This is a genomic window from Oceanobacillus profundus, from assembly GCF_003515705.1.
Taxonomy (GTDB): Bacteria; Bacillota; Bacilli; order Bacillales; family Amphibacillaceae; genus Oceanobacillus; species Oceanobacillus profundus.
Map to the genome: position 1 here is coordinate 92,619 of NZ_QWEH01000008.1, position 26,540 is coordinate 119,158.

Annotated in this window: 29 protein-coding genes and 1 pseudogene; 22 read left to right on the forward strand and 8 right to left on the reverse strand. The window is 36.0% G+C overall.

From position 1 onward, the window contains the following. Positions 1-41: 41 nt before the first annotated feature. The 3 genes from D1B32_RS12910 to D1B32_RS12920 are packed head-to-tail and all read right to left on the reverse strand — an operon-like array spanning position 42 to position 2,403. The gene (locus tag D1B32_RS12910; RefSeq protein WP_118889610.1) at positions 42-1,733 is read right to left on the reverse strand and encodes a b(o/a)3-type cytochrome-c oxidase subunit 1; all 1,692 of its coding nucleotides are present in this window, start codon (positions 1,731-1,733) and stop codon (positions 42-44) included. Next, positions 1,733-2,236 carry a cytochrome c oxidase subunit II gene (locus tag D1B32_RS12915; RefSeq protein WP_095309049.1) on the reverse strand — a complete coding sequence of 168 codons (504 nt, stop codon included), beginning with the start codon at positions 2,234-2,236 and terminating at the stop codon, positions 1,733-1,735. The genes D1B32_RS12910 and D1B32_RS12915 overlap by 1 nt, the downstream gene beginning before the upstream one ends. Positions 2,237-2,265: 29 nt before the next feature. Next, entirely contained in the window at positions 2,266-2,403 is a 138-nt protein-coding gene (locus tag D1B32_RS12920) for a cytochrome c oxidase subunit 2A (RefSeq protein ID WP_095309051.1), read from the reverse strand. Positions 2,404-2,816: 413 nt separating this feature from the next. On the opposite strand from D1B32_RS12920, the gene D1B32_RS12925 reads away from it, so the two are divergent. The 3 genes from D1B32_RS12925 to D1B32_RS12935 all read left to right on the forward strand — a co-directional run bounded on the left by D1B32_RS12925 (position 2,817) and on the right by D1B32_RS12935 (position 4,328). Next, positions 2,817-3,248 (forward strand): SRPBCC domain-containing protein, encoded by a 432-nt coding sequence (locus D1B32_RS12925; RefSeq protein WP_118889611.1) that lies wholly within the window; start codon positions 2,817-2,819, stop codon positions 3,246-3,248. Beyond that, positions 3,235-3,597: an ArsR/SmtB family transcription factor gene (locus D1B32_RS12930; protein ID WP_205126987.1), complete on the forward strand. Its 363-nt coding sequence runs from the start codon at positions 3,235-3,237 to the stop codon at positions 3,595-3,597. Before D1B32_RS12925 ends, D1B32_RS12930 begins: the two co-directional genes overlap by 14 nt. Positions 3,598-3,866: 269 nt before the next feature. After that, positions 3,867-4,328, forward strand: a complete 462-nt coding sequence (locus D1B32_RS12935; protein WP_095309059.1) for an SRPBCC family protein — start codon at positions 3,867-3,869, stop codon at positions 4,326-4,328. A gap of 566 nt (positions 4,329-4,894) precedes the next feature. Here the strand turns inward: D1B32_RS12935 and D1B32_RS12940 are convergent. After that, positions 4,895-5,095 carry a cold-shock protein gene (locus D1B32_RS12940; RefSeq protein ID WP_095309061.1) on the reverse strand — a complete coding sequence of 67 codons (201 nt, stop codon included), beginning with the start codon at positions 5,093-5,095 and terminating at the stop codon, positions 4,895-4,897. A gap of 318 nt (positions 5,096-5,413) precedes the next feature. On the opposite strand from D1B32_RS12940, the gene D1B32_RS12945 reads away from it, so the two are divergent. The 12 genes from D1B32_RS12945 (at position 5,414) to D1B32_RS13000 (ending at position 14,327) form a co-directional block, all read left to right on the forward strand. Further along, the gene (locus D1B32_RS12945) at positions 5,414-7,084 is read left to right on the forward strand and encodes a formate--tetrahydrofolate ligase (protein WP_118889613.1); all 1,671 of its coding nucleotides are present in this window, start codon (positions 5,414-5,416) and stop codon (positions 7,082-7,084) included. After that, positions 7,084-7,674 (forward strand): HD domain-containing protein, encoded by a 591-nt coding sequence (locus D1B32_RS12950; protein ID WP_095309065.1) that lies wholly within the window; start codon positions 7,084-7,086, stop codon positions 7,672-7,674. Before D1B32_RS12945 ends, D1B32_RS12950 begins: the two co-directional genes overlap by 1 nt. A gap of 299 nt (positions 7,675-7,973) precedes the next feature. After that, the gene (locus D1B32_RS12955; protein ID WP_095309067.1) at positions 7,974-8,930 is read left to right on the forward strand and encodes a thymidylate synthase; all 957 of its coding nucleotides are present in this window, start codon (positions 7,974-7,976) and stop codon (positions 8,928-8,930) included. Positions 8,931-8,947: 17 nt separating this feature from the next. After that, positions 8,948-9,436 carry a dihydrofolate reductase gene (locus D1B32_RS12960; RefSeq protein WP_095309069.1) on the forward strand — a complete coding sequence of 163 codons (489 nt, stop codon included), beginning with the start codon at positions 8,948-8,950 and terminating at the stop codon, positions 9,434-9,436. A 108-nt stretch (positions 9,437-9,544) separates the two neighbouring features. Beyond that, the gene (gene tatA, locus D1B32_RS12965) at positions 9,545-9,757 is read left to right on the forward strand and encodes a twin-arginine translocase TatA/TatE family subunit (protein WP_095309071.1); all 213 of its coding nucleotides are present in this window, start codon (positions 9,545-9,547) and stop codon (positions 9,755-9,757) included. A gap of 18 nt (positions 9,758-9,775) precedes the next feature. Continuing rightward, a complete protein-coding gene (tatA, locus tag D1B32_RS12970; protein WP_095309073.1) occupies positions 9,776-9,958 on the forward strand; it encodes a twin-arginine translocase TatA/TatE family subunit in 183 nt (60 codons plus the stop codon). A gap of 486 nt (positions 9,959-10,444) precedes the next feature. Then, positions 10,445-11,212: a twin-arginine translocase subunit TatC gene (gene tatC, locus D1B32_RS12975; RefSeq protein WP_095309075.1), complete on the forward strand. Its 768-nt coding sequence runs from the start codon at positions 10,445-10,447 to the stop codon at positions 11,210-11,212. Positions 11,213-11,223: 11 nt separating this feature from the next. After that, a complete protein-coding gene (locus tag D1B32_RS12980) occupies positions 11,224-11,436 on the forward strand; it encodes a YozE family protein (protein ID WP_095309077.1) in 213 nt (70 codons plus the stop codon). A 418-nt stretch (positions 11,437-11,854) separates the two neighbouring features. Then, on the forward strand, positions 11,855-12,133 hold the full coding sequence (locus D1B32_RS12985; protein WP_240033789.1) for a VrrA/YqfQ family protein: 279 nt from the start codon (positions 11,855-11,857) through the stop codon (positions 12,131-12,133). 155 nt (positions 12,134-12,288) lie between these two features. After that, positions 12,289-13,248: a peptide-methionine (S)-S-oxide reductase MsrA gene (msrA, locus tag D1B32_RS12990; protein WP_095309082.1), complete on the forward strand. Its 960-nt coding sequence runs from the start codon at positions 12,289-12,291 to the stop codon at positions 13,246-13,248. A 40-nt stretch (positions 13,249-13,288) separates the two neighbouring features. Then, entirely contained in the window at positions 13,289-13,498 is a 210-nt protein-coding gene (locus D1B32_RS12995) for a DUF6501 family protein (RefSeq protein ID WP_095309084.1), read from the forward strand. Between the two features lie 268 nt (positions 13,499-13,766). Next, the gene (locus D1B32_RS13000) at positions 13,767-14,327 is read left to right on the forward strand and encodes a histidine phosphatase family protein (protein ID WP_095309086.1); all 561 of its coding nucleotides are present in this window, start codon (positions 13,767-13,769) and stop codon (positions 14,325-14,327) included. Positions 14,328-14,483: 156 nt separating this feature from the next. On the opposite strand, the gene D1B32_RS13005 is transcribed toward D1B32_RS13000, so the two are convergent. Next, positions 14,484-15,674, reverse strand: a complete 1,191-nt coding sequence (locus D1B32_RS13005) for a M14 family metallopeptidase (RefSeq protein ID WP_095309088.1) — start codon at positions 15,672-15,674, stop codon at positions 14,484-14,486. A gap of 143 nt (positions 15,675-15,817) precedes the next feature. Between D1B32_RS13005 and D1B32_RS13010 the strand changes: the two genes are divergently transcribed. Then, entirely contained in the window at positions 15,818-16,057 is a 240-nt protein-coding gene (locus tag D1B32_RS13010) for a ferredoxin family protein (RefSeq protein WP_095309090.1), read from the forward strand. Between the two features lie 171 nt (positions 16,058-16,228). After that, positions 16,229-17,755: an FAD-dependent oxidoreductase gene (locus D1B32_RS13015; protein ID WP_095309092.1), complete on the forward strand. Its 1,527-nt coding sequence runs from the start codon at positions 16,229-16,231 to the stop codon at positions 17,753-17,755. A 47-nt stretch (positions 17,756-17,802) separates the two neighbouring features. Here D1B32_RS13015 and D1B32_RS13020 read toward each other — a convergent pair whose 3' ends face one another. Then, positions 17,803-18,690, reverse strand: coding sequence for a LysR family transcriptional regulator (locus tag D1B32_RS13020; protein ID WP_118889614.1), 888 nt, complete (start codon positions 18,688-18,690; stop codon positions 17,803-17,805). 96 nt (positions 18,691-18,786) lie between these two features. Here D1B32_RS13020 and D1B32_RS13025 point away from each other — a divergent pair, with 96 nt between their 5' ends. Next, positions 18,787-19,851 carry a citrate synthase/methylcitrate synthase gene (locus tag D1B32_RS13025; RefSeq protein ID WP_118889615.1) on the forward strand — a complete coding sequence of 355 codons (1,065 nt, stop codon included), beginning with the start codon at positions 18,787-18,789 and terminating at the stop codon, positions 19,849-19,851. Between the two features lie 657 nt (positions 19,852-20,508). On the opposite strand, the pseudogene D1B32_RS24260 reads toward D1B32_RS13025, so the two are convergent. Further along, positions 20,509-20,730: pseudogene (locus D1B32_RS24260) on the reverse strand (alpha/beta fold hydrolase); the annotation flags it as partial. A 271-nt stretch (positions 20,731-21,001) separates the two neighbouring features. Between D1B32_RS24260 and D1B32_RS13035 the strand changes: the two are divergent. Next, the gene (locus D1B32_RS13035; protein ID WP_118889616.1) at positions 21,002-21,778 is read left to right on the forward strand and encodes a YqcI/YcgG family protein; all 777 of its coding nucleotides are present in this window, start codon (positions 21,002-21,004) and stop codon (positions 21,776-21,778) included. Between the two features lie 444 nt (positions 21,779-22,222). After that, entirely contained in the window at positions 22,223-23,542 is a 1,320-nt protein-coding gene (locus tag D1B32_RS13040; protein WP_118889617.1) for an amino acid permease, read from the forward strand. Here D1B32_RS13040 and D1B32_RS13045 read toward each other — a convergent pair. Beyond that, positions 23,539-24,168 (reverse strand): LysE family transporter, encoded by a 630-nt coding sequence (locus tag D1B32_RS13045; RefSeq protein ID WP_118889618.1) that lies wholly within the window; start codon positions 24,166-24,168, stop codon positions 23,539-23,541. The two genes, D1B32_RS13040 and D1B32_RS13045, sit on opposite strands and share 4 nt — an antisense overlap. Before the next feature lie 491 nt (positions 24,169-24,659). Here D1B32_RS13045 and D1B32_RS13050 point away from each other — a divergent pair, with 491 nt between their 5' ends. Further along, a complete protein-coding gene (locus D1B32_RS13050; protein WP_095306912.1) occupies positions 24,660-25,436 on the forward strand; it encodes a hypothetical protein in 777 nt (258 codons plus the stop codon). Then, positions 25,436-26,308 carry a DUF3307 domain-containing protein gene (locus D1B32_RS13055; protein ID WP_095306913.1) on the forward strand — a complete coding sequence of 291 codons (873 nt, stop codon included), beginning with the start codon at positions 25,436-25,438 and terminating at the stop codon, positions 26,306-26,308. The genes D1B32_RS13050 and D1B32_RS13055 overlap by 1 nt, the downstream gene beginning before the upstream one ends. The last annotated feature ends 232 nt before the right edge of the window (positions 26,309-26,540 follow it).

Consider the following 26,540-nt stretch of genomic DNA (forward strand, 5'->3'; position numbering starts at 1 on the left):
ATGGAAGAAGCAGCTGTTATCGCTGTTTCTTCCATTTTATTTTAGGAATTACCAATTGGCCAGTCGAACGGTACTGATCCGGGTGGTGAATTCTGTATAATATCTACAAACGGAATGGTGTATGCAAAAAGTATTAAAGCTATCGTGATGGCAATCCATAGCTTCCAGTTTTCCATCCACTTTGGTGTCGGCTCAGCATTTTCTTCTTCCTCTGCAACTGGGAATTCTTCCACTCCTTTTGGTGAGAAAAAGGTCAGCTTGATGAAAATATATACCATGAGAATAATCCCGACAAAAAGAATGGTGCCTCCAATCGCTTGTGCCATTTGATAAGCACCCCACGAGACAGCTTGTTCAGTTCCGCCATAATCCGAATATGCAGAACGTCTCGGTCCACCTAGCAGACCTTGGATATGCATGGCTCCGGACATGATTAGCATACCGACTCCCCAGACAATCGTTTGAAAAATACCTAAACGATTAACGGATTTTGTAAGCTTCCTACCTGTTAAATGCGGGATAAGCCAATACGTAATGCCGAAAAACGTTAAAATAACTGTGGTGGCAACAGTAAGATGAAAGTGCCCCGTAACCCAAATCGTATTATGGACAAGCGTGTTCACTTGATGAGAAGCATTTATTATTCCACCTGCGCCCCCAGGAATAAAAGCTAGCATACCAACAAATGGAGCAAAGAAGCGAACATCTTTCCACGGTAGATGCTTAAACCAACCAAACAAACCTCCATATCCTTTACGTCGGCCTGTAATTTCAAAAGTAGCAAATAAAGAAAATGCTGTCATTAAACTAGGAATGATAACCATAAATGTTAAAACTACCTGGATAAATTTCCATGTAGGGTCAATCCCTGGTTCTGTTAGCTGATGGTGAAATCCAACAGGTATGGAAAAAAACAGAAATAGCACAAATGATAATCTGGCTAAAGAATCACTAAACAGTTTTCCGCCAATAATCTTGGGGATAATCGCATACCACGCCATGTAAGCAGGCAATAGCCAAAAATATACTAATGGATGACCGAAATACCAGAATAATGTTCGACTAACGAGAACATTAATTGTTTCCGCATAACCAAGAGACCATGGAATAAATTGTACTAGTACCGCTGCAGCAACACCCAATGAAGCAATAAACCACATAATCATATTAATCGTTACCATAAATGCTAGTAAGGGAGATTTTTCTCCAGGATGACCTTTCTTCCATAAGTAGAGCTGGCGCCAATTTACAAAGGCAGCAACCCAAGTACCAACGATGACTAAAGCTAAACCGATATAAAAGGCTGGATGGGCTTTTAATGGTGCATAAAACGTATAGAGTACACTCGCTTTGCCTAATAAAATAGTTACGGCTGTAACCAGTGTTCCAATCGTCATAATCCAAAAGGCAAGCCATGATACCTTACGTTGTTTAACTGACATTCCAACCGTTTTACTCATTAACGTAAACTGAAAGCCGATAATAAAAAATGTTGTTAGTACAAGTGCTAGGATAACGCCATGTACTGTTAAAATTTGATAGTAACCAATACCAAATGGAAGTGTGAAACTTCCCGACCGAACTAGTACTTGCAACAAACCCATTAAACCACCAATAAATAAAGATATAAAAGCTACATACATAAAAGACATATAAAGTTTTGCTTCTTGTTTTGGAATTGCAAGCAATTGTCTAGGATCTTCATTAGGTAATACGACATTTCGAAGCGCCATTATTGATACACCTCCACGGTTGTATACATCATATGGTGACCAATACCACAGTACTCATTACAGAGTAAGGTAAATTCACCTGCTTGATTCATTTCAACCTCCATACTACTGATATAACCAGGTTCAACCATCATATTTACATTTGTCCCAGCAATATTAAAACCATGAATTACATCCTTTGTTACAACTTGAAATAGTACAGTTGCACCTTTAGGGATTTCAATATGATTTATTGCATTGCCATCTGCATCAACACCAAAGTCATAATGGAATGCACTTGCAACGACATTGACAATATAACGGTCTTCATCCACTTTTGTCAGCCCTAAATTTTCAGGCTTAAAAGCCTCATGGGCCTCTACATTTTGAGGGTCAATTGTCACACCATGGCTTTGAGGGTGAGTACCAAGATAAAAAGCTCCGTAACCAAGAATAACCAAAAATAGTACTAATGCTCCGATACCAAATGTAAGCCATATTTTTTCAAACTTATGAAAATGCATCTTTTCTCACTCCTTTTTAATCACCTTTCTTATCTTGAAAGGAAAATTGCAAAAACAACAGTCCAACTAATGACAATAAATAAACCTAAGGCTCCCACCGATAATAATGTACCTTTTAAATTTGGCTCTTTCTCATGATTCGTGTAAGTTTTCCCATTCTGTTTCACTGCATATCATCCTCCCATCATGTTATCGGTTACTTATATTTTCATCATACACAAAGTGGAAACATAAATTAGTGAAATAATTAACGTTTCACAATTTGTTCAATTACGCTAGTAACTATATATCTTAGGACTTTACTAACTTTTAAGTATAAAAAGTATGTGAAATAAGTATGAATAAATACCTATTTATCTTGACAATAAACGGGACTACTGTATGGTTTTTTAGATTAGAAGAAATGCGAAGAAGTAAACTATCCGCCCGTTCGCTCTATAAGGGCAATTTAATAATAAAGACTAAAGCGACCACTCCAAGTGATCGCCAACCGCTAAATTTAAGTGCAATTATAAAGTTGGACATAGTAGAAATATGTGCTAACCTATGGTTGCACGTCCTAAAGTTAGGAGGAATGGTAATGAATAATGATCGTATTGAAGGAGAGATCTTTATTAATGCATCTGTTCAAACGGTATGGGAGTTGATAAGCCAACCAGCATGGTGGGTGGGTGATGCACCAGGACCAGACAGGGTACAAGTAGACGGGGCACGTATTGTAGCGGATACGAAGTATGGTAAATTCACGGTATTAATTGAACAAGAAGATTCACCTAACTACCTTTCATGTCGGTGGGCAAGTTCATTTCCCGGTGAGGAGCCAGGAGAAGATAACTCTACACTCGTTGAGTTTATGCTGAAAGAAAAGGATGGGGGTACTTGGCTTAGTGTAGTAGAAAGTGGATTTTCCAGCCTTGCCGTTTCTGAGGAAGAAAAACATAAATTTTTTAAAGAAAATGTCAAGGGATGGATTTATCAATTGGAAACGGTGCGAAAACTTGCTGAGCAGTAATATGCCGTCTGCAGACAATAAAAATTTTGAAAAGGTTCTAATTGCGTTAGCAGACCCAACTCGTCGTGAGCTGCTTGACCACATTGCAATTATAGGACAAGTAACAGCAACAACATTGGCGACTAAGGTAACTGTATCTCGTCAAGCAGTTGTTAAACACCTTACAGTTATGGATAATGCTGGATTAGTTACCTTCAAACGTGTTGGGCGGGAAGTTCGATACAAAGTGTGTCCAGAACAACTATCGAGTGCAGCAGAGTGGATGGGAAATATAGCAACGGATTGGGATAGAAAATTAGAATGGATTAAACGTGTAGCAGAAACAAACAATAATTCCGACCTGACATAACCCATATAATCTTCGATACAACAATGGATAAACCTGAAAAATACAGCAGTGGACGACCTACCTGATGCAAGATTATGTAACTCTTGTGATTACCCCCTCAAAAATAGTTCAGATGTAACTATAAAACATAAAGTACATTCTAAGAGGAAAGAGGTATATACCTCAAAAAAAAGCTTGGATCGAAATGTTTGAAGCAATGAAAGATGTAGAAGTGTTAGTTAAAGAGACTTATGAGGATTTGATTTTAAATGATGAAAGGAGAAATTAAAATGATAACACTGAATCATATACCGGTTATAAAATCAGAAATGCTTATTCGCAGACCGGTTGAAGAAGTATTTGAAGCTTTTATCAATCCGGAAATAACTACAAAATTTTGGTTTACCAAAAGCAGTGGGAGATTAGAAGAGGGGAAGCATATAAAGTGGGAATGGGAGATGTACGGCGTTTCTGATGACCTTTTTGTAAAAGAAATCGAGCAAAACAAAATAATTCGGATTGAATCCTCAGACAGCACTAAAACTGAGTGGATATTTACTCCCCGAACAGAAAACGAAACATTTGTCTCAATTACAAACTCAGGGTTTACAGGCAATGGAGATGATATGGTAAACTATGCTATTGGATCAATGGGAGGATACACGATGGTCCTTTGTGCACTAAAGGCACTTCTTGAGCATAACATCATTCTAAATGTTGTAGCAGACAAAGCTCCTGATGATCACATTTAATAGTAAGAGATAGTTTGTAATCTAACCTATGAACTTGATTTACTATTGTATATGCAAGAAAGAATAGCGTTTTTCCAATTGGTTCTGATGCTTCAGATATACTTGACCTCGTTCCGATAATAGATATTCGAATTTAAGGTTGCCAGAATTAAGGGTGACGAATAATGTAATTTTTCACCTGATCGATTGTGACAGACAGTGTTTGCTTGTTTAAAGTTTCCCAAAAAGGAGTAACTAAAAGCCCAATTTCTCATTTTTAATAAAGAAAAATTAGGCTTTTTGTAATTTCGTTAACGTTATTAATCCGTATTTTCTGGCACTCTGCATTCATGTACACAGTCTTTGTAAGATTAATCCTATGCTTGTTATTATCTTTTCATATAAAAGTTTACTTCTATATTTGGGTAAACGCTATATGGTACGTACAATTCACAAAGTCTATATAACGCTAGGAGATTTTTTCTTTTTCATGATACCTCTATAACTTTCACAGGCAGCGTCTATGGTTTTAAAAGTATAATAAAAAAGCAGTGAATAATCACTGCTTTCACTTCTATGTGTTTTGCTTATTTTTTTACAACATTTGCGGCTTGTGGACCGCGTTCGCCTTCAACAATTTCAAAAGTAACTTCTTGCCCTTCTTCTAAAGACTTGAAGCCTTCCTCTTGGATTGCTGAGTAATGGACAAATACATCATTACCTTCTTCCAATTGGATAAATCCATAGCCTTTTTCAGCATTGAACCATTTTACTACTCCGTTTTCCATGTCTTATTCCTCCCAAATTCCCACGTGAAATGCGTGTTAATACAAAGTATAGACTCAGAATATATTAAAAAAGGCAGGTTCTATAGAAGTGTAGGATCATATTGCATCCACTTCTATAGAAGCTGCCTTTTCGTCAATGATTCCGTACATCTTCTTTGCTTGCCCCTAATATAGCTTATTTAGAACAACTCGTCAAGAAATTAACACTTAAATTCTGCATTTATCAAATCTTTACATTTATCCATTATTCGTTTGTTAATGAAAAAAGCAATGGAAAGGGTTAAACTATATTATAGAACTATGAAAAGGAGCATCGATATGAAAACAGATATAGAAATCGCCCAACAGGCAAAATTAAAACCCATAACCGAAATTGCGAAAATGCTCGATTTAACCACGGATCACTACGAACCTTATGGTTATACAAAAGCAAAGCTTTCCGATAAATTATTAGAAAAATGGAAAGACAAGCCAAACGGAAAAATAATTCTCGTAACCTCCATTAATCCCACACCTGCAGGAGAAGGAAAGTCAACCGTAACAGTTGGCTTAGGGCAAGCGTTAAATCAGTTAGGAGAAAAGGCTGTTATCGCCTTGCGTGAACCATCGCTTGGTCCTGTGATGGGATTGAAGGGAGGAGCCGCTGGAGGAGGTTATTCCCAAGTATTACCGATGGAAGAAATTAATCTTCATTTTACCGGGGATATCCATGCAATCACGAGTGCAAATAACTTGTTATCTGCCGTAATCGACAATCATATTCACCGCGATAATAAGTTACATATTGATCCGAGAAAAGTGGAGTGGAAACGGGTTGTTGATATGAATGATCGAGCGCTGAGACAGGTAGTTGTTGGTCTAGGAGGTTCTTCCCAAGGTGTACCGAGAGAGGATGGCTATACAATAACAGCCGCCTCAGAAATAATGGCCATTTTATGTCTAGCAGATAACATGGAAGATTTGAAAACAAGACTTTCAAAAATTGTTATTGGCTATACATATGATGATCATCCGGTTACAGTGAAAGATCTTGAAGTAGAAGGAGCTTTAACAATACTTTTAAAGGATGCATTCAAGCCAAATCTCGTACAAACAATCGAAAATACGGCAGCTGTCATCCACGGTGGCCCTTTTGCCAATATTGCACATGGTTGTAATAGTATAATCGCTACAAAAACCGCTGCAAAATTAGGTGATTATGTTATAACTGAAGCTGGCTTTGGAGCGGATTTAGGTGCTGAAAAATTCCTGAATATAAAAACGCAAGCAGGTAATTTTCATCCTGATGCAATTGTTATTGTAGCTACTGTCAGAGCATTAAAAATGCACGGCGGCGCAACAAAGGAGAATTTGAATACAGAAAACATCGAGGCGTTGAAAGCGGGCATGGAAAACTTAAATAAACATATTGATACCATTGAACGATTTGGGCTCCCATATGTAATTGCCATTAATAAATTCCCAACTGATACAAGTGCTGAAACAGATTTTATCGAATCTTGGTGCCAATCCAGAGGAATCGATGTAGCATTAGCAGATGTATGGGCTAAAGGCGGAGCTGGCGGTATTGAGCTAGCTAGGAAAGTTATGACGAAAACAATGACGTCTGAAACCAAGTTTACTCGAACTTACAATGCTAATGATACGTTAGAAACGAAGATAAGAAAAATAGCACAGACGGTATATGGTGCTGATGATATTGAATTATCACTAAAGGCAAAGAAACAAATTGTTTTCTTTGAAAAACAAGGATGGGGCAATCTGCCAGTCTGTATGGCCAAAACACAATATTCTTTATCAGATGACCCAACATTATTAGGCCGACCGAGCGGTTTTACAATTTCTATTCGCGAGTTAAAAGCTTCTATTGGAGCTGGATTTATAGTTGTTCTAACAGGTGATCTCATGACAATGCCAGGATTACCTAAGACACCTGCCGCCTTACACATGGATATAGATGCAAACGGGAAAATTATGGGATTATCATAATGGAAAAAGAAGTACAAATTAAGCACATTCGAGATTATGTATTCACATTGTTTCAAGCTGACGAATCAGGTCATGATTATTTCCATATGGAACGTGTTGCACGTATCTCTAGAAAGATTGCTGAAGTGGAGCAGGCTAATGTTTTTCTTTGTGAAGCGGCTGCTTGGTTGCATGATGTTGGCGATAAGAAGCTCTTCCATAATCCAAATGAAGCTATAGAGGAAATGAACACTTTTTTATGTGATATTTCTTTAAATAAAATCCAAATTAATGAAATCAATCATATTATTTCTGGAATTTCTTTTAGTAAGGGAATTGCTGTTCCAGACACTTTAGAAGGAAGAATTGTTCAAGATGCGGACCGACTGGATGCGATTGGGGCAATTGGCATTGCGAGAACGTTTGCGTTTGGGGGTGCTAATCAGCAACTAATGTATCACCCAAACAGTAAATCGACATCCATTCAGCATTTCTATGATAAGCTTTTGACGTTAAAAGATTTAATGCATACAGAATCAGCCAGAGAAATGGCGAAAGAACGCCATCAATATATGGAATCGTTTCTTAAACAATTTTTTCAAGAATGGTAAACGTGCAGTTTAAGAAATTTGATCATTCTATTTTTATTCAATAAATAACTGTCACGTATATTTCTAGAAATATGTCTAGAAAGGAGGAAGCTGGGACATAACAAAAGTGTTTAATGTTAAAGACGAACGTTGCATAAACTTAGCGAAGTATATATCCGGAGCGAGTTATTTGCACCAATCATGTTCGGTTTTTATTTCATAAAAATACTTTTGGCTCAGCCTCAATAAAATCTGTTATAATAACAATTAATGTTTAAATACTGTTTCTTATGCAAGGCATAGGGGTTAGGAGTGATAGCATGATAAAAGGTGAACAAGCCTACTTGGATCTATGTCAGCATATCCTTGATAACGGCTTTAAAAAAGGAGATCGAACAAATACAGGAACATACTCTGTTTTTGGACATCAAATGCGCTTTGACTTAAGTGAAGGGTTTCCATTATTAACAACAAAAAGAGTACCATTTCGACTTGTTGCAAGTGAACTTCTCTGGTTTCTAAAGGGAGATACGAATATACGCTATCTATTGGAAAACAATAATAATATTTGGAATGAATGGGCGTTTGAAAAATGGATTCATAGTGAAAAATACACCGGTCCAGATATGACAAATTTCGGAATCCGCAGCCAAGAGGATGAAGAATTTAATCTGTTGTATCAGGAGCAAATGAACTTATTTAAGGAAAGAATCTGCAAAGATGAGGAATTTGCAAAGACGTTCGGTGATCTTGGGTCTGTTTATGGAAAACAGTGGCGTAAATGGAAAACGTCACGCAATGAAACAATCGATCAAGTACAGGAAGTGATTGAATCCATTCGTCATAACCCTAACTCCAGAAGGCATATTGTGTCGGCATGGAATCCAGAGGATCTTCCGGAAATGGCATTGCCACCTTGCCACACCTTATTCCAATTTTATGTTGCAGATGGCAAGCTTTCTTGTCAGTTGTATCAGCGAAGTGCAGATGTTTTCCTTGGGGTGCCATTCAACATTGCAAGCTATGCTTTATTGACACATTTAATTGCACATGAATGTAACTTAGAAGTTGGGGAGTTTGTACACACACTTGGAGACGCACATATCTATTCAAACCATGTTGAACAAGTTCAAACACAGCTTAAGCGTGAGGTACGTGCCTTTCCTAGCTTAAAGATAAATCAGGAAAAATCATCTATTTTTGATTTTGAACTTACAGATTTTGAAATTGTAGATTACAATCCACATCCAAGTATTAAAGCACCAATCGCAGTTTAAGCAGTGGAGGGACAGAAATGATATCATTATTACTCGCAATGGATCGCAATCACGTTATTGGTCTAAACAATGAAATGCCATGGCATCTTCCAAAAGATTTACGTTTTTTTAAAGAAAAAACAACTGGTAATACGATTATTATGGGGAGAAAAACATACGATTCCATGGGAGGCGCGTTACCGAATCGTGAGAATGTCGTATTAACGAAGTCAAAAACTGATTTTCCGGAACATGTGAAGGTAATTGACCAGTTACAAACAGTAGTTGAATGGAATACGGACAATCCGGATAAAGAGTATTTCATTATTGGCGGCGGAAATATTTTTAATCAAGTAATTGATATAGCGGATCGAATGTATATTACTTGGATTGATGAAGAATTTGATGGGGATACCTTTTTCCCGAGCTTTTCAGAAGGTGAATGGGAATTAACAGCTAAAGTTAAAGGTGAGAGAAACGAAACGAATCCTTATGACTATTATTTTTTACAATATGATAGAAAATAGCAGCGCTTGTTTAATAGGGAATAAAGAGGTAAAATATAGATAGAATTTGCTGTATTCTAAAATCAGCTGATTTTATGAGTTAAATTTTAGCATAGAGAAGGTGTACACATGTTAGCAAATATCGGGGTGCCTGGGTTAATATTGATTGTTTTACTTGCATTGATTGTATTTGGTCCAAAGAAACTCCCGGAAATTGGTAAAGCTGCTGGACAGACGCTGCGTGAATTCAAAAACTCTACTCGCAATCTAACAGAAGATGCGAAAGGGGAAATAAACGAAGTAAAGGCAATTGTTCATGGTGACAGCAAAGAAACTAAATAAATTTCGGAGTGATACAAAATGTTAGGTAACATTGGGATTCCTGGTTTAATTCTAATACTTATTGTTGCATTAATCGTTTTTGGCCCGTCTAAATTACCTGAAATCGGCAAGGCTTTTGGAAACTCTCTACGGGAATTTAAGAATGCTACACAGGGCATCGTAAACGATAAAGAAAATAAAAGCGAAGATAAAAACAGTTAATAGATCGGTGATGGAGGTGTAGGGACTATTCCTTACATCTTCTTTTGTGCTAACTTAGGAAGCAATAAAATTTGAATGCTGTGGATAACATTGTTACCTAAACAGCCAAGTCCAGCTGCAGCGCTTAAGCGTTAGCGATACTTCCCTCACCTCATGACAGGATAAAGAAGACTTGCCGACTGGCTAATACAAGAGGCCTAGTCGCACGTATACCCTTGCGGTGAAAGCTGGCACCTGACTTTAGTAAAAGGATGGGCGATTAAAACCAGGCTACGCCTAACATGGGCATACCCTAAAGGGGTCTTTTTAGATGAACTTGACTCTCGCCCGTAGAGGCGAAAGTCATAGATCATCTTATACTTTGGAGTGAATCTCCTGCATAGGAATGTTCGATCCATCGAACCACGTCAAAGTTCGGGACGCAGTCCGTACGTCGCTAACCGGGCGTTTGCGCTTTTGTTCTATAGATGGTAGGGAGTGATTAGAATGACAGAAGACCAGCAACAAGTAAATAATGATAAGGATATGAATTTAGTTGGCCACTTATCCGAATTAAGAAACAGACTCATTATAACAGCAGTTTTCTTTATTGTTTTTTTTATTGTTGGGTTTATATTTGTAGAAGATATTTATTCTTTTTTTCGTAAAGATATAGATTTAGAATTAACCGTAATAAGTCCAACTGAAATTATTTGGATTTATTTTTCGATGGCAGGATTAGTAGCAATCATTGGTACGATTCCAGTTCTATCCTATGAAATTTGGGCATTTATTAAACCTGGATTGACGCCGTATGAGCGAAAAGCATCTTTATCCTATATTCCAGCTCTATTTTTACTATTTATTGGTGGATTAGTATTCGGCTATATCGTATTTGTTAAATTGATTATGCCATTTTTACTTTCATTAAACGATGGTATGTTTAATGTCATGTTTACAGTGGATCGCTATTTCAAATTCTTATTACGGGTAACATTGCCGTTTGCGTTGCTATTTGAATTACCACTCATAACAATGTTCTTAACGACTTTAGGAGTAATTACTCCTGATTTCCTATCTAAAAACAGAAAATATGCCTATTTTATTTTAATTGTAATTGGTGTATTAATTACACCACCAGATTTTGTTTTACAACTTGTAGTGGCTATTCCGTTAATAATTCTATATGAAATCAGTATCTATATGTCTCGAATCGTTTACCGAAAGAAGCTGCGGAAAAATGAAGCCTTTATGCAAGAAAACAACATTTCGTAATGGGGGATTAGATGCGTTCTTTTTATCATTTCTTATTGACTTATCGTGGTAAAACAAGACCTGATGAAAAATCAAGACTTGCAGACTGGGCATTTAAAGATCATAATTTCCCTAAACAAGCAACGGATTATAATGATGTAAGTGATTATTTAGAATGGAACAGCCCCTTTCCAAATGCAGTAAATGTTTTTGATGAATTGTGGGAGATCTATCAATCCGATTAAAAAAGACCAAACTTCTCGCTTAACCAACCCCCTAGAAATGTATCTAGGGGGTTAGTTAAATTCTAAAATTAAACAAACGTTTGATCAATTATCAGAAATCCCATGTATGTTAAGTGTGGCATTAATATTACAAATTACGACTTATTTTTTGATTTAGAATGAGAGATCGTGTAGTATTTGTTGATTCCTGCGGTTTCCCAGGAAATATTTCCTCACCTATTTATTTGCCTACACATATTAATGCAAATAAACGTAAACTAATCATAGAGGATTTTATGTTGAAAGGGGATATCCTATGTTACTTCCATCCAGGCAACAAAGACAACGACAGTTCTATCCTTCCACAATGAACAGATCAATGCAGCGTAGCATACAACCTAGCCAATTGAAGACAACTAAAGTAGGAGGAAAAGGAGTTATGAGCGGTCTTTCAAAGACACTCGACGGGGTGCAGCAGGTACTAAACATGGTTCAAACAGGAGCTCCGATTGTGAAAGAATACGGACCAATGATAAAAAATCTACCTGCAATGTATCGAATGATAAAGGTTTTTAAAGAAATAGAAAAAAGTGATGATAAAGAAGAAGTCACTGAGACGCATGAAAGTAAACCATCTGAATCACAAGAAAGTGCGGCTGCATCAAGAACAAAACGGTCATCTACAATCAATGTTCCAAAACCCAGATTGTATATATAACATTTTAAGTCGCCCCACTTGATTTTTCTCTATAAAAAGGGAAAAATAAAGATAAGCCATTGGATTACTTTAAGTTAATCTGATAAAGATGATAATTTTCATATGAGTATATATAGTTTGATAAGAGCAATTCAATTTATACTGGAGGTATTTACATGTCTACAAATTTAAAGTTAGCAACATTTGCAGGTGGGTGTTTCTGGTGCATGGTCGAACCCTTTGATCAACGTCCTGGAATTGAAAGCATCGTTTCTGGTTATACTGGAGGGCATGTTGAAAATCCAACATATGAACAGGTTTGCACAAATACCACAGGACATGTGGAAGCAGTGCAAATAACATTTAATCCAAATTATATGTCTTATGAGGAACTAGTAAACACTTTCTGGCAGCAAATCGATCCAACAGATGCAGGGGGACAATTTAATGATAGGGGAGAGTCCTATCAAACAGCAATCTTCTATCATGATGAATCACAAAAGCAGATTGCCGAGAAATCAAAGCAAAAATTGGAAGCAAGTGGGAAATTCTCTAAACCGATTGCTACACAAATTCTTCCTGCTAAACCCTTCTACCGTGCGGAAGACAGTCACCAGGATTATTATAAAAAGCAATCGTTCCATTACCGGCTATATAAAAAAGGATCAGGTAGGGAAGATTTTATTAAGGATAATTGGCAAGAGAAGTATGATAAAGCAGCGTTAAAGAAAAAGTTAACACCAATCCAGTATCATGTAACACAAGAGAATGGGACTGAGCGTCCTTTTCAGAATGAGTATTGGGATAATAACAAGGAAGGCATTTATGTTGATGTTGTGTCTGGAAAAGCCCTTTTTTCCTCACAAGATCAATATGATGCTGGCTGTGGTTGGCCAAGCTTTACGAAGCCGATTGACGCATATCAACTAAAAGAAAACATGGATACTACTCATGGGATGATACGAACAGAAGTTAAAAGTAATAGTTCAAACTCTCATTTAGGACATGTATTTGAAGATGGACCAGTGGAGGCTGGTGGGTTACGTTATTGTATGAATTCTGCTGCAATGCGCTTTATCCCGAAAGAAAAAATGGCTGATGAAGGGTACGGGGAATACCTACATTTATTTAATTAACGGTAATATTATTATGTAAACCAGAAAGAAGGAATAAAAAATGATTCACTTAAATTGGGGAAATAGAGAAACACTAAAAAAAATTGAATGTGTTCATGCAGATGCTAAGAAATTTATTGTTCATCATAAGCTTACACCAGGAAAAATCTATGATGTAAAAAATGAATCGGATGAATTTTACTTTATCATTGATAATAGTAACCGGATGGCAGGATTTAGGAAAGATTATTTTAAAGAAGTGAAGAATTAAAAAAATAACAGGAGCAATCCTGTTATTTTTTATTCCTGCCAGGAAACTATATAGTTTGTATGCAGTGGATAACTTCATCTCGGAGCGACCACGACCAGTCACACCTCGCTATGCAGGTGCTTTTGCTTTTGTTCATTATATTTTCATTAAATTTTAGAATATATTGTTTTCTATTCCAACATTTGATGCTATAATTTATCTACTCATTTACAACTTATCCAACTGTAGACTTAGTAGAGAACCATCCAAACTGGAGGGATGATCGAACATGAAAAAAATTTATTTTGTCAGACATTGTTCCGCTCACGGTCAACACAGGGATTCTCCGTTAACAAAAGACGGAATTAAACAAGCAAGAGAGCTAGCCGAATATTTTAATGAGCTGCCGATTACGTTTGATCTAATTCTTTCAAGTCCTTACTTAAGAGCGATTGAAAGTATTAAGCCATATGCAGAATTAACAAATTCAACGATTCAAATTGACGAACGTTTAAAAGAGCGTATTCTTAGTGAAGAGCCAGTTGAAGACTGGATGGATGGATTAGAACAATCCTTTTTGGATGAACATTTTTCGCTGCCAGGTGGAGAGTCTGCACGAGATCTTTTGCATCGATGTAATGGAGTTTTAAATCCTCTTTATAATGACTCTTCTATTAAACATGCTATTATAGTCAGTCATGGAAATTTATTATCCCATGTTTTTCATCAATTTGATAAACGCTTTGGCTTTAATCAATGGAAAGAATTAAGAAATCCAGATATCTATCTGTTGCAGTTTGATGATACTGACAGTATGCTGGAATGTGTCTGGAGACCAATTGAATTGTAAGAGGTTGTTCAAAAAAATGATACATCGAGAACAGAGGACGTTCGACTAACTACCGACACGTCCTGTGAACAACACAAAAGTCAACATATCCTGAGTAAGCCTGGTACGGGGAGCTATGCTGCGTAGAACTTTCGGTCCTTTTATCTTGAACATGAATTATAAGTATAAATTTGCTAACATTATTCCTAAGCTGTCCTCATAAATTTCCTGAAATTGCTCGATCGGCAGGGGGTTGACACCTTCTCCAAGTTCTACTGTAAAGCCAGGCCTTCGAAATTCTTGAATAAACCAATCCTTATATCCTGCATAACTATCAACATATTGAATAGGTGTATAGCCACTGACTCTTTCATACTCACTTACAATCTCTGCGGATTCAGGTGGCTCTAATCCTTCAAATCCCCAAAATATAACTTTACCTTGGGTATGAAAAGCGTTCATCCTTCTAAAGTTTCTTTCTTCAGCTAAATTTGCCATTGCAATTGCTTCTGGTTCTGTTAATGGAGCAGTTCCTGGAAAATCTCTAGGCTGCGGAGTTGTTGGTTTTCTATCTGCTTCAATTTCCCATAAAGCAGGAAATTGATTATTTAAATCAACCCCATTAATATTTGCCTTCCAACCTGAAAAATCTTCACTTTGCTGATTAATAGCTAAAACAGAATTACTATAGTCACCAGCCGCAGATGCTCCCTGTATTACGAGATTTACTCCATCTGGATTAACCATCGGAACAGCTGAAAATAGCGTTGCTTGATACATTGGTAACGTTGCAAGGTCATTGATAGGCAGTCCATTTGTAAGCGATAAAGCATACTCATTAATAAATCGCATGATAATCGGAGTAGTAATCCATTCATTTGCATGAAATGATCCATTTAGATGGACTTCAGTTGGTCCAGCACCAATTTGCAGTTCCGTAATATCTTTGCCCATTACAGAACTACCGATAGATCTTTTCATAATAAATGGATAGATGGAAAGCAGCTCATTTATATCTGTTACCATTCTTTCATACGTATAATTTGTTATATCATCAACTACAAATTCAGTAACTCTCTTAGGCAGATAAATGGTCTGACCAACCTCAAGCTGTGAAGGATCAATTGTCGAATTCATTAATTCTATCAAATCTAACGGTATATTATTTTCAATTGCTAGTGTCCAAAATGTATCATTCGGTTCAATTGTATAATTTTCACGTAAATAGCCTGGTATTTTAATTTCTTGCCCAACTTGAATTTGTAACGCATTTACCCCGGGATTTGAGGTTTCGATTAAGATTACTGGGATGTTAAATAACTGGCTATAATACCAAAGCGAATCACCTAAACGTACAGTAATTTTCATTATCATTCTCCCTTTCAACATGAATATTACATCATATGTTTATTGAAAAGAATGATGAATCTTTTATTTTTTTAAGATAATGCGCTATAATAGGTAAACATACATGTAATAATACATCATTGTGTACGAAGGAGGAGATTTGTTTGGCTTTTGTAATTACATCACCTTGTAAAACAGAAAAAGCAGGAGAATGTGTAGAAGTATGTCCTGTTGATTGTATAGAAGAAGGCAAAGATATGTTTTACATTGACCCTGACATTTGTATTGATTGCGGAGCGTGCGAGGCAGTTTGTCCGGTAGAAGCAATTTTTATCGAAGACGAGGTCCCAGAAGAGGAAACACCTTATATTGCATTAAACCGTGCATTCTTTGAAGACAGATAATAAAATCAAAAAGCCGTTTACCACCAGGTAGGCGGCTATTTTCTTGATGAAGTTAACTATAATACAATCTGTTTCTTATCGCAGGATTCTTATACGTGTTTTGTAAATCGTACATAAATTTCCCTGTATTGGTAATAATGATTCTATCTAAATAGATAGGAGAGAGGCAGATTGGCTAAACCAACATTACCACAATTTCCTGAACCTATATGGCGTGAAAATCTATCATTACCGAAATTCTCGACCTTGAATGAATCCATTAAAACAGATGTAGCCATTATTGGAGGAGGCATCACAGGAATAACTGCAGCGTATTTACTATCGAAACAGAATCTAAAGGTAGCATTGCTTGATGCAGGGTCAATTTTAAATGGAACTACAGGCCATACTACTGCGAAAATAACAGCACAGCATGGCCTGATTTACGATGAATTGATTCAGCATTTTGGTTTGGAAAAAGCATCCCTGTATTATCAGGCTGCTGAAGAAGCGAAACAGTTTATTGAAGAGATAATAAGGAAGAAGGGGATTGAATGCAGCCTCACCACAGAAGATGCTTATCTTTACACAAACCATGACACATATTTGGAAAAAATAGAGAAGGAAAAAGAAGCATATGACAAATTAAAAATAACTAATAAATTAGTCGAAAGCATACCACTTAATATTCCAGTAAAAGTGGCTCTTGTTATGCAGGCACAAGCACAATTTCATCCATTAAACTACCTGAAAGCATTAGTGGAAGAGAGCTTACAAAAGTCTGTAACTATTTATGAAAATACAACAGCTGTAGATATTGAATATAATAAGCATCCTAGTGTCATAACAAGGGATGGACATCGAGTAATATGTCGATATGTAATTGTAGCTTCTCATTTCCCTTTCTATGACCGGGAAAGCTTTTATTTTACTCGCATGTTTTCTGAAAGATCATATCTTATCGCAGGAAAGTCGCCAAATGATTTTCCAGGAGGAATGTATATTAGTGCGGAATCTCCAACACGCTCCATTAGATCTGTAAAGTTGCATGATGATAAGGAGTTTGTGCTCATTGGAGGAGAAAATCATAAAACAGGTCAAGGCGACTCTACGATTGCGCATTATGAAGCATTGCAGAAATTTGCTAACGTACACTTTCAAGTCGAAAAAATTGACTATAGGTGGTCAGCACAAGACTTAACAACCTTGGATAAAGTGCCATATATCGGACCAACGATGAAAGACGAGGATGCAGTACTTGTTGCTACAGGCTATCGTAAATGGGGAATGACGAATGGAACGATTGCAGCTAAGATACTGTCAGATACCATCTTGCGTAAAGAAAATCCATATGCAGATCTATTTAAACCATCAAGATTTCAAGCTGATCCTTCGGTAAAGAAGTTTATGGAGGTAAATGCCGATGTAGCGAAACATTTGTTAAAAGGAAAACTAGAATTTACAAAGGATACGGTTAAAGACCTTAAGGCCGATGACGCAACAGTTACCAGGATCGACGGTAATCGAGTTGGTGTTTATAAAGATAAAGATAGTAAACTCCATATGGTGGATACAACTTGTACACATTTAGGGTGTGAAGTAGAATGGAACTCCGGTGAACGTTCATGGGATTGCCCTTGCCACGGATCTCGATTTTCTTATACAGGCGAGGTTTTAGACGGACCTGCTAAAAAGCCTTTAAAACGAATTAAAAATTAAATTAAAAACATGGTCCTGTTCGATAGGACCATGTTTTTAATTGGAATTTAACTATAATGGTAATTTGTAATAAAGTGGACAAATTCTTTTTCTATCGGAAGTCCATGTTTACAAATGATGTACATACTGGATGAAGGGACGTCTATAAAATCAATTGGAACTTCTAAAATTCTTCCTTCCATCAGTTCGCGTTTGATTATTGATTTTGGCAAAAAGCTAACACCAATGCCTTCCATTACAAAACGCTTTGTAGCATGTGTTTGATTTACTTTCATCATCCGTAAAGCAGGGATGAGCTGCTTGAGTTGTTCTTTTAGATCGCTCCAATAACCTGGATGATTATCTGTAAATAAAATATGATTCTCTAATAATTCTTTCGCATCGATAACAGGACCAATTTCCAAATCATATCCATCATGATTACAAACTAGGCTAACGGGTTCTTCGTGGAATTTTATTGACTTTACGTTTGATAACCCGGGAATACAGGATAAGCCAATATCAACTTCTCCATTTTCGATTAAAGAAGAAATCTCAATTGATTCAACAACTTGAATCGATACTTCAACATATGGATTTTCATCTATATATGTTCGTAATATACTTGGTAAAATAGTCTCTGTGAACATGGGAGAAATAGCAATACGAATCGTTCGTTGATATCCTTGTTTATATCGATTGATAGCTTCCAAGCTTTTATCCATTTGAGAAAGGATCTCCTGTGCCTCCTGATAAAAAAATCTTCCGAACTCAGTTAGCTGTACATTTCTACCGTGTTTTATAAAGAGCCTCTCACCAAGTTCTTTTTCTAATAGTTTCATTTTCGATGTGATTGCAGGCTGGGTCATAAATAATTTTTCTGCGACAATTCTAAAATTTTCAACCTCTGCAGCCATTAAAAATGTTTGTAAGGTTCTTTGGTCGATTATAATCACCTCATTGATAAAACTTATTTATTATTATACTAAAAAATTAAAAATTTTAATAATGATTCGGTTCATTTATAATTACAAGAGAAAGGGGAGGATTACGTGTATTATCCAGGTTTAAAAGGAGTTACAGCTGTTGAAACAAAATTAAGTGATATTGATGGAGCAAATGGTCATTTAACGTATAGAGGGATTTCAGTACAAAAACTGGTAGAAAATTATTCCTTTGAGGAAATAGCATATTACTTGCTGCATGGAGTTTTTCCAAATCCAAATCAATTGCAGCTGTTCCAAACAGCTTTACGTGGGAACAGGGAATTACCTCCTTATATTAGGAACATATTATCCAACATTCCTATAGAGCAATCGATAATGGATGCTTTACGTACAACGATTTCAGCACTTTCAGCAAAAGAAGAAGCAGAAGATACGGCCATACAATTAATCGCTATTATTCCAACCATTATCGCGAACCGTTACCGGGTAATGAAAAAATTAGGTGTAATTGAACCTAATCCAAGATTAAATCATGTAGAGAACTTTATTTATATGTTAACAGGTGAAACGAATACAGCTAACGCAAGAATACTTGAAGCGTATTTAATTATGACAATGGAGCACGGATTAAATGCATCGACGTTTGCAGCTAGAGTGACAATTTCAACAGAAAGTGATCTCGTTTCAGCAATCACAAGTGCCATTGGAACGATGAAAGGACCATTACATGGCGGAGCACCATCTGGAGTAATAGATTTATTAGAGGAAATCGCGACAAAGGATCAAATAAGTGAAGTAATTCACAATAAAATAAAAAATAAAGAGAGAATTATGGGATTTGGTCACAGGGTTTACAAGACTGTAGATCCACGCGCCGAAGCATTAAAGCAAATCATTTACAAACTGGAATCGTCACCAGAATGGATTGAATTAGCAGTTGAGACTGAGAAAGTAACGATTGATATATTAAATGAACTGAAACCAAATCAAAAGCTATATACGAATGTAGAATATTATGCTGCAGCAATTATGAAATCACTGGAATTAGATCCAGAATTATTTACAGCTATATTTAGTTCAAGCCGAATCGTTGGTTGGTGTGCACATGCAATTGAACAGAAAAATAACAATGTAATTTTTAGACCAAATGCAACATACGTAGGAAATTAAATAAAAAATTACGCTATGAATATATTTTGTAGCGTAATTTTTTATTTTATCTCAATATCACAAGTATACTTATATTATGAGATGGGAATTTCGATTTTCTAGTTTACTTCCTATAATATATATTATGTAAACTAGGAAAAATTTAAAGAAAAGAGGTTGTTTACTACAACCTTTTAATTGATAAAATGTAAACTATACCCTCTATCACGTCATTTATGAATAGATTATTCTCTTTGGAAATTTTTTTATATTAGTTAACAACTCTTTATCATAAGTCGTTTTAAATTGAATCCGATCATCCGGTCTTGTTTGGCTATTAAAAGATATTTCATTTTGTGCTAATAAATTTTTCAGTCCAATTTCAATTAATTGATTGAGATGCATTCTCTGTTTTTAGCAATCATTTGAAATAAACTAATGTTCTACTACTAATATTTGCGGAAAGATATTCTTCCATTTTTCAAATCATCATTGTTAATATGCGTATAAATTTTACGTAATAATATAATTAAATGGTATTTTTACATGAATTATCTGTTCAAAGATATAAAAATCAAAATTATTAAGACAAGAAACTCTAAACTCCCCTCTTCTACAACTTTTAAGACATGAAAGTCTAAACGAAAAATTTGCTCATCATTATTTACTCGTTTAAAATAAATCTAATTCTTCTCGAATAGCTTCTATATCATATATTGTCTCCAAGAAACTTAATTGATACGGTTCATTGGCCTTGTCTGAATTACCTGCTTCTCTTAAATTTATCAAGAATACATTGTTGTTTTTTGTAAATGTCTCTGCAAAATAATCCCCTGTGTGATTAAATTCTGAATAATGATGAGTGACACAAAGTGATTCTCCTGTACCCTTTACAAATATTTCAAATACACCACGTGATGTTTTTAAGTAAAGTTCTTTCCCAAATCCCCATCAAAATCTTCCTATCTTATAAAACAATCCTGCTTCGTTAGCTGAATTACACTTCTTTACAATTTTATCAAAACGTGTTGAAACATTTTATAATGTAGTTAATCAACCTGGAGAATAAATAATGGAGAGAAAAATCATGCAAAAAAGGTACCCGTGAAGGACCTTCTTCCATACTATATAGCAAAAGCCCATAATTATAAAATGCAGGCGCTTGTCTTTTATGCTATCAATAATCAAGGGAGATGTATATAGAGTGTTACCCCCTTCAACTATACTAACGAAGACAATTATCGAGGAGGATAATCAGTCTATCCCCGAATGGTTTAAAAAAGAATATGCCCATTGGAAAGAAGTGGTTTCTGACAGAGAATTTCCTTGCCCATTTGGAACAGTTGCTGAAATAAATGGGCATTTAAGGTATTTTTATGTTGAAAATGATAATTTTCATTCTTTGCCCCATGTCCTCAGGGAATTTCTCGATCTATCGAGAAGAACTAGGACTAGGCATGCCTTTGTTATTTTTATAAAACCAGAAATTCCAGAAAAACCTTTTGCTTATTATGAATCTTATTTTTGGGATATTATAAATTATTTACATGTGAATGATGAGATGGAATGGTGTGAAGATATCTCAATACATCCGGATGACGCCAATTGGGAATTTTGTTTTGATGGAGAACCAATTTTTGTTTCTGCCAACATGCCTGGGTATAAACACAGGATTACGAGAAACATTGGAAACAGCCTTATCTTAATCTTCCAACCGAGAAGAATTTTTAATGATATCTCTTACAAAACAAATCGTGGTAAAAATGCTATCAATTTAATTAGGTCAAGGGTGGAATCTATTGAAAAACTCCCTTTTCATCCAGATTTAGGAGAATACGGCAATGAAGGTTACAGAGAATGGAAACAGTATATTATTACAGATGGCATAGAACCAAGAAGCGGCCAATGCCCTTTTCGTTCAAATGAAATCAGGAATGAAAAAAAGTAATCACCTTGTTGCTTTGCATTGCACTGGTTTTCTTAGGAGGTGGTCTAATGAACCACCTCTTATCTTTATCTACACAACCAAATTCAGCCGATATATCTGCAAAAAAGCCCCCTTTGATTTCTGCGTCTATGTTATATTGTCTAAATTTATTTATAAAATCTTTCTGTATCTGGAATACGATTTTTCAGATTGATTACTTCCTACTTTTCCACATTCTTTATCCATTCAATTTGACCCATTTCACCTGTTTGTGATGCTTTTGTTTTATTGCCGATTTTGTATGAATTTTGTTAGCACGCAAAATGGCTCCTGTTAAATTTCATACCAACATGCAGAAATTAGATATAGCTTTTGCTTATGTATTTCTAGTTCACTGATTATAATATCCAACATTTATTTCTGAATCTTGGGGATTATATAGAATGCGTGTGAAGGAGGATCAACATGGCAGGGTCAAAAATAGATGAGAAACATATGAAATGGTGGCAATTATCTTTATTTGGCGTGGGTTGTACGATTGGTACCGGCTTTTTTTTAGGTTCAAGTATCGGTATCGGGCAAGGTGGACCATCTATCGTCATAGCATATGTTTTGGCTGGAATCACAACATATATTGTTTTCGATGCGTTAGCCAAATTAACGGCAAGCCATCCTGAAAAGGGAGCATTCCGTTCCTATGCCAAACAAGCCTATGGACCTTGGGCCGGGTTTAGTATCGGATGGATGTATTGGTTTGCAGAAATATTAATAATGGGAAGTCAGCTTACCGCGCTGTCAATTTTTTCACGCTTTTGGTTTCCTAATATCCCTTTGTGGTTATTTGCAATCGGATATGCGATTCTGGGACTTTTTGTATTGCTCGTCGGCGCAAAGAAGTTAACGAGCATTGAAAATATATTTGCCGTCATAAAACTTGCTGCAATTCTCATGTTTATCATTATAGCCGGGTCATTTGTTTTTGGTATGTTTGATGGTGTAGAAAAATTACATATACCCAGTAGCATGGACGAGCTTTTTCCGACTGGATTCGCGGGATTTTGGGCAAGTCTGATTTTTGCCTTCTATGCATTCGGAGGTATTGAGGTAATGGGTCTTATGGCCGTACAACTGAAGCAACCTAAAGAAGCCCCGAAATCAGGCAAAGTAATGATATTATCACTAATAACTATTTATACGATAGGATTGGCTTTGGCATTAGTTTTAGTGCCATGGGACGTTTTTAATACGAAGGAAAGTCCATTTATCGTTGCCCTTGAGGACTTTGATTTAGGATTTGTTCCACATATTTTCAATGGTGCATTGATTATTGCTGGTTTCTCCACCATGGTTGGATCTTTCTACGGTGTAACTACGATTCTCGTTTCATTAGCCCAAGATGGAGATGCACCTTCCTTTTTTGCAAAAGATGGGAAGTTGGCTGTACCGTTTCCTGCCTTAGGTTTACTTATTTTAGGGATTGCCGGGTCCATCGTGCTATCCCTGGCGCTTCCAGACAAAATATATACCTATATAACAACAGGTGCAGGTTTAATGCTCCTATACAACTGGTTATTCATCATCTTATCCGCCAGAAAGTTACAGAAGGATAAACTAAAAAACCGAATTAAATACTACGTTGGGATTATGTTGCTAATTGCAGGTATTAGTGGTACATTGATCGATAAAACTAATCGGCCTGGCCTTTTTATCAGTCTAGGAATTGTCGGTCTAATAGGGGTTTTTGCATTTTTTGTGAATAGAAAAAGAAAGATTAAGGACCGCTAATGCTGGATTAATAATAAAATCCCTTGCCATCCAAAGAATAGCCCGAAGCCAATGAGTGCCAAACCGGAAATAAACGCGATGCCAGTAAGTATGCGTTCATTTAGTAGTTTTCGGAAACTACTTGAAACTGCAGCCATGATAAAGTCCCAGGTCAATAAACCGATAAAGATTGCACAACTATATAGAATTAAGGTTTGCGTTCCATAGCTTGATGCAGTTTTTGCAAGTACGGAACCATAAATACCTAACCAAAACAGAATAGTTAACGGATTTGAAATTGACATGATAAACCCTGCGAAAAAGGATTTATATAAGGGTTCTGCAGTCCTTTCATGACTTGCTTTTAATTCTTTGGCGCTTATCATGCTCTCGAGTCCTGTGTAAATTAAAACAAATCCACCAAATAACCATAAGAATGTTTTTATAAATGGTGTGTCAACGATATGGACTACCCCCATATACACGATTAGCATATAAAATGCATCAGCTGTTACTGCTCCAAGTCCAACAAACCAAGCATGAAAAAAACCGCCTTTAATTCCCCGATCCATTTGAGCTGCGTTTACTGGTCCGATTGGTGCTGCAAGTGATAAGCCTAAAAGAATATAACTAAAAAAGACACCCAAAATAAACACTCCTTCAATGACTGCAATGTAATTATTTATTTATATTCATAAAGGAGGGCTTGTACAACTAGAAAGGAGGGGAATATTTATTACTTGTGTATTTCCTGAATACTCATGAACTAAGGGATTAGAGGAATTAAATTTCTTTTAATACTGTGGTAATTAGATAATTTATCTATTATGTTACAGAAACCATCAGATAAGGGAGATTTAGTAATTTTATTCATGTGATACCCTTCTTGATTATAATTTGGCATAATAAGGTAAAGTGTCTCTGAGTCTATTATTTAATATGATGAATTTTATTCAGGTGACTTGTTAATATGATAATAAACTTGTCATATAGGGAACGGTAGTCTGTTAATGATTGCATCGTATCAGTCTAAATCATCTAACTTCTATAAAGTTTGACTATTTCATCTAACATTTGTTATATTCGATTATATAATCAAACTCCCCTGCTCTTTGGATAAGAAAGGAGCTGTTTATACATGGCAAATGAAGTCTCTGTCTTTATTATGGACGTAAGTAATTCATCTAAAGAAAATATCGGAAATGAATTAAGTGAATATCTAGAGCAATTAAAAAGTAGGATTGCTGAGTGGACACAACCTGTTGGCGTGACAAAGGTTAGTCACCGTGCTGGTGATGAATTGGTGGTTATAAGCAGTGGTTATGCATCGGCATATACACTTGCTTTCTATATAAGCCGTATCTGGAAGTTCACAGATCACAAGCCTTATTTTGGTTTATCCTTTGGTAATATCCAAGAGGATTTAAGCACAATAAACATAGAAACATGGATTCATCCATTAATGAAACAAGCGAGAAATGCTAATGATTACCTGAAAAAGCAACAGAACAGATTGCTATTTCGATTTGCATTACCTCGTTTATCAGATAAACAAGGCTTCACCGTTTTCAGCAAACAGTTCGAAACGTTAATAAATACAAGTTTAACTCTCAAGCAAGTTCAAATAAACGAACAAACCGATATACAATCTCGAGTATGTTCTTTATATTTAATGCTCGGTCAACAAAATAAAGTAAGCAAATATCTCGGTAGAACAACAGGTACTATCTCCCATCATATGAAACAGGGTAAAACGCAAGTCATCTTGCACGCATTTAATGACATTGTTAGGGTGCTGGATTTATTAGGTACGCAGAAGAATGAGCAACGTTTAACAGATAAGCTGCAATCAACCATTCGAAACAATATTATGAACCATATAAACGATTACTTTCCGAGAGAAAGGAGATTATAATGCCTGTACTATTGCTGCTCCTGGCGCATTTGGTTGCTGATTTTTGGCTTCAAACAGATCTAATGGTGAAAAATAAAATAAAACATTTAAAAAAACATCTGCTTCATCATCTGCTGACAACTGGAATCGCACTTGTCGTTATATGGGGTTATCACTTCGCGTTTCAACATATTATCAAGTATTTTATTCTGCCATTTATTTTTATTATTATCACGCATCTTTTAATTGATTTATTAAAAATAAAATTAATAGACTCCATTCCAAAAAGTGCAACAGATAATATGAAAAAACTCGGATACTTTCTTTTAGACCAGGCACTACATGTCATAATGATAATCATATCCTGTATTCTTTTCTTTCATATGAAGGCCCCAGAATTAGCGGCGAGTCTTTTAAACTTGAATGGAACAAGTAGTTTAAGCTTGCCCAACATAGTATTATTTATGATTATCATTTATATTTTGGCAACAACTGTTAGTGGTCATATCGTTAAATATATCATTGGTTCGCTGCCATCAGAACTTGCAAACTTTGAAGGTGAACTGACATTAAAAAATCAATTGAGTGCTGGACAAGAAAATAATCGACCGAAGACAGAAAATAGTTTTACAGAGGAATATCATTACTTTACATACTCCTCCCCACTTCGTTCGCGTGGAAAACTCATTGGCTATATAGAAAGATTGCTTGTTATTACATTAACAGTGATTGGTGCATACCCGTCGATAGCTTTTATTATTGCTGCAAAGTCGATTGCCCGATTCAAACAGTTAGATGATCGAAACTGGGCGGAATATTTCTTGTTAGGTACACTATCTTCTATTTTTTTAGGTCTGGTGCTCGGTCTAGTTGTACAGAGAATTATTATGTAAAAGATAAGGAGCCATTAACGAATGGCTCCACTTTCAGTTAAACATTTGAGATCATATCCTGCAATACTTTATTATGTTCTTCAATTTTCCAAAGCGCTTCAATTCCTAGCTGGAGGATCAGAACCAAAAATAAAATGAACATAACCAGGAAAATAAGATTTGCTCGATAAGAAAGTATGGCTCTTTTCTTTTATTCATACTCCTCCCCTACCTATCAAAACAACGGAGCTCA

Excerpts from the sequence above, each read along its gene's own strand:
- D1B32_RS12910 (WP_118889610.1), bottom strand. The coding sequence starts at position 1,733 with ATGGCGCTTCGAAATGTCGTATTACCTAATGAAGATCCTAGACAATTG.
- D1B32_RS12915 (WP_095309049.1), bottom strand. The coding sequence starts at position 2,236 with ATGCATTTTCATAAGTTTGAAAAAATATGGCTTACATTTGGTATCGGA.
- D1B32_RS12925 (WP_118889611.1), top strand. The coding sequence starts at position 2,817 with ATGAATAATGATCGTATTGAAGGAGAGATCTTTATTAATGCATCTGTT.
- D1B32_RS12935 (WP_095309059.1), top strand. The coding sequence starts at position 3,867 with ATGATAACACTGAATCATATACCGGTTATAAAATCAGAAATGCTTATT.
- D1B32_RS12940 (WP_095309061.1), bottom strand. The coding sequence starts at position 5,095 with ATGGAAAACGGAGTAGTAAAATGGTTCAATGCTGAAAAAGGCTATGGA.
- D1B32_RS12945 (WP_118889613.1), top strand. The coding sequence starts at position 5,414 with ATGAAAACAGATATAGAAATCGCCCAACAGGCAAAATTAAAACCCATA.
- D1B32_RS12950 (WP_095309065.1), top strand. The coding sequence starts at position 7,084 with ATGGAAAAAGAAGTACAAATTAAGCACATTCGAGATTATGTATTCACA.
- D1B32_RS12955 (WP_095309067.1), top strand. The coding sequence starts at position 7,974 with ATGATAAAAGGTGAACAAGCCTACTTGGATCTATGTCAGCATATCCTT.
- D1B32_RS12960 (WP_095309069.1), top strand. The coding sequence starts at position 8,948 with ATGATATCATTATTACTCGCAATGGATCGCAATCACGTTATTGGTCTA.
- tatA (WP_095309071.1), top strand. The coding sequence starts at position 9,545 with ATGTTAGCAAATATCGGGGTGCCTGGGTTAATATTGATTGTTTTACTT.
- tatA (WP_095309073.1), top strand. The coding sequence starts at position 9,776 with ATGTTAGGTAACATTGGGATTCCTGGTTTAATTCTAATACTTATTGTT.
- tatC (WP_095309075.1), top strand. The coding sequence starts at position 10,445 with ATGACAGAAGACCAGCAACAAGTAAATAATGATAAGGATATGAATTTA.
- D1B32_RS12980 (WP_095309077.1), top strand. The coding sequence starts at position 11,224 with ATGCGTTCTTTTTATCATTTCTTATTGACTTATCGTGGTAAAACAAGA.
- D1B32_RS12985 (WP_240033789.1), top strand. The coding sequence starts at position 11,855 with ATGAGCGGTCTTTCAAAGACACTCGACGGGGTGCAGCAGGTACTAAAC.
- msrA (WP_095309082.1), top strand. The coding sequence starts at position 12,289 with ATGTCTACAAATTTAAAGTTAGCAACATTTGCAGGTGGGTGTTTCTGG.
- D1B32_RS12995 (WP_095309084.1), top strand. The coding sequence starts at position 13,289 with ATGATTCACTTAAATTGGGGAAATAGAGAAACACTAAAAAAAATTGAA.
- D1B32_RS13000 (WP_095309086.1), top strand. The coding sequence starts at position 13,767 with ATGAAAAAAATTTATTTTGTCAGACATTGTTCCGCTCACGGTCAACAC.
- D1B32_RS13005 (WP_095309088.1), bottom strand. The coding sequence starts at position 15,674 with ATGAAAATTACTGTACGTTTAGGTGATTCGCTTTGGTATTATAGCCAG.
- D1B32_RS13035 (WP_118889616.1), top strand. The coding sequence starts at position 21,002 with ATGCTATCAATAATCAAGGGAGATGTATATAGAGTGTTACCCCCTTCA.
- D1B32_RS13040 (WP_118889617.1), top strand. The coding sequence starts at position 22,223 with ATGGCAGGGTCAAAAATAGATGAGAAACATATGAAATGGTGGCAATTA.
- D1B32_RS13050 (WP_095306912.1), top strand. The coding sequence starts at position 24,660 with ATGGCAAATGAAGTCTCTGTCTTTATTATGGACGTAAGTAATTCATCT.
- D1B32_RS13055 (WP_095306913.1), top strand. The coding sequence starts at position 25,436 with ATGCCTGTACTATTGCTGCTCCTGGCGCATTTGGTTGCTGATTTTTGG.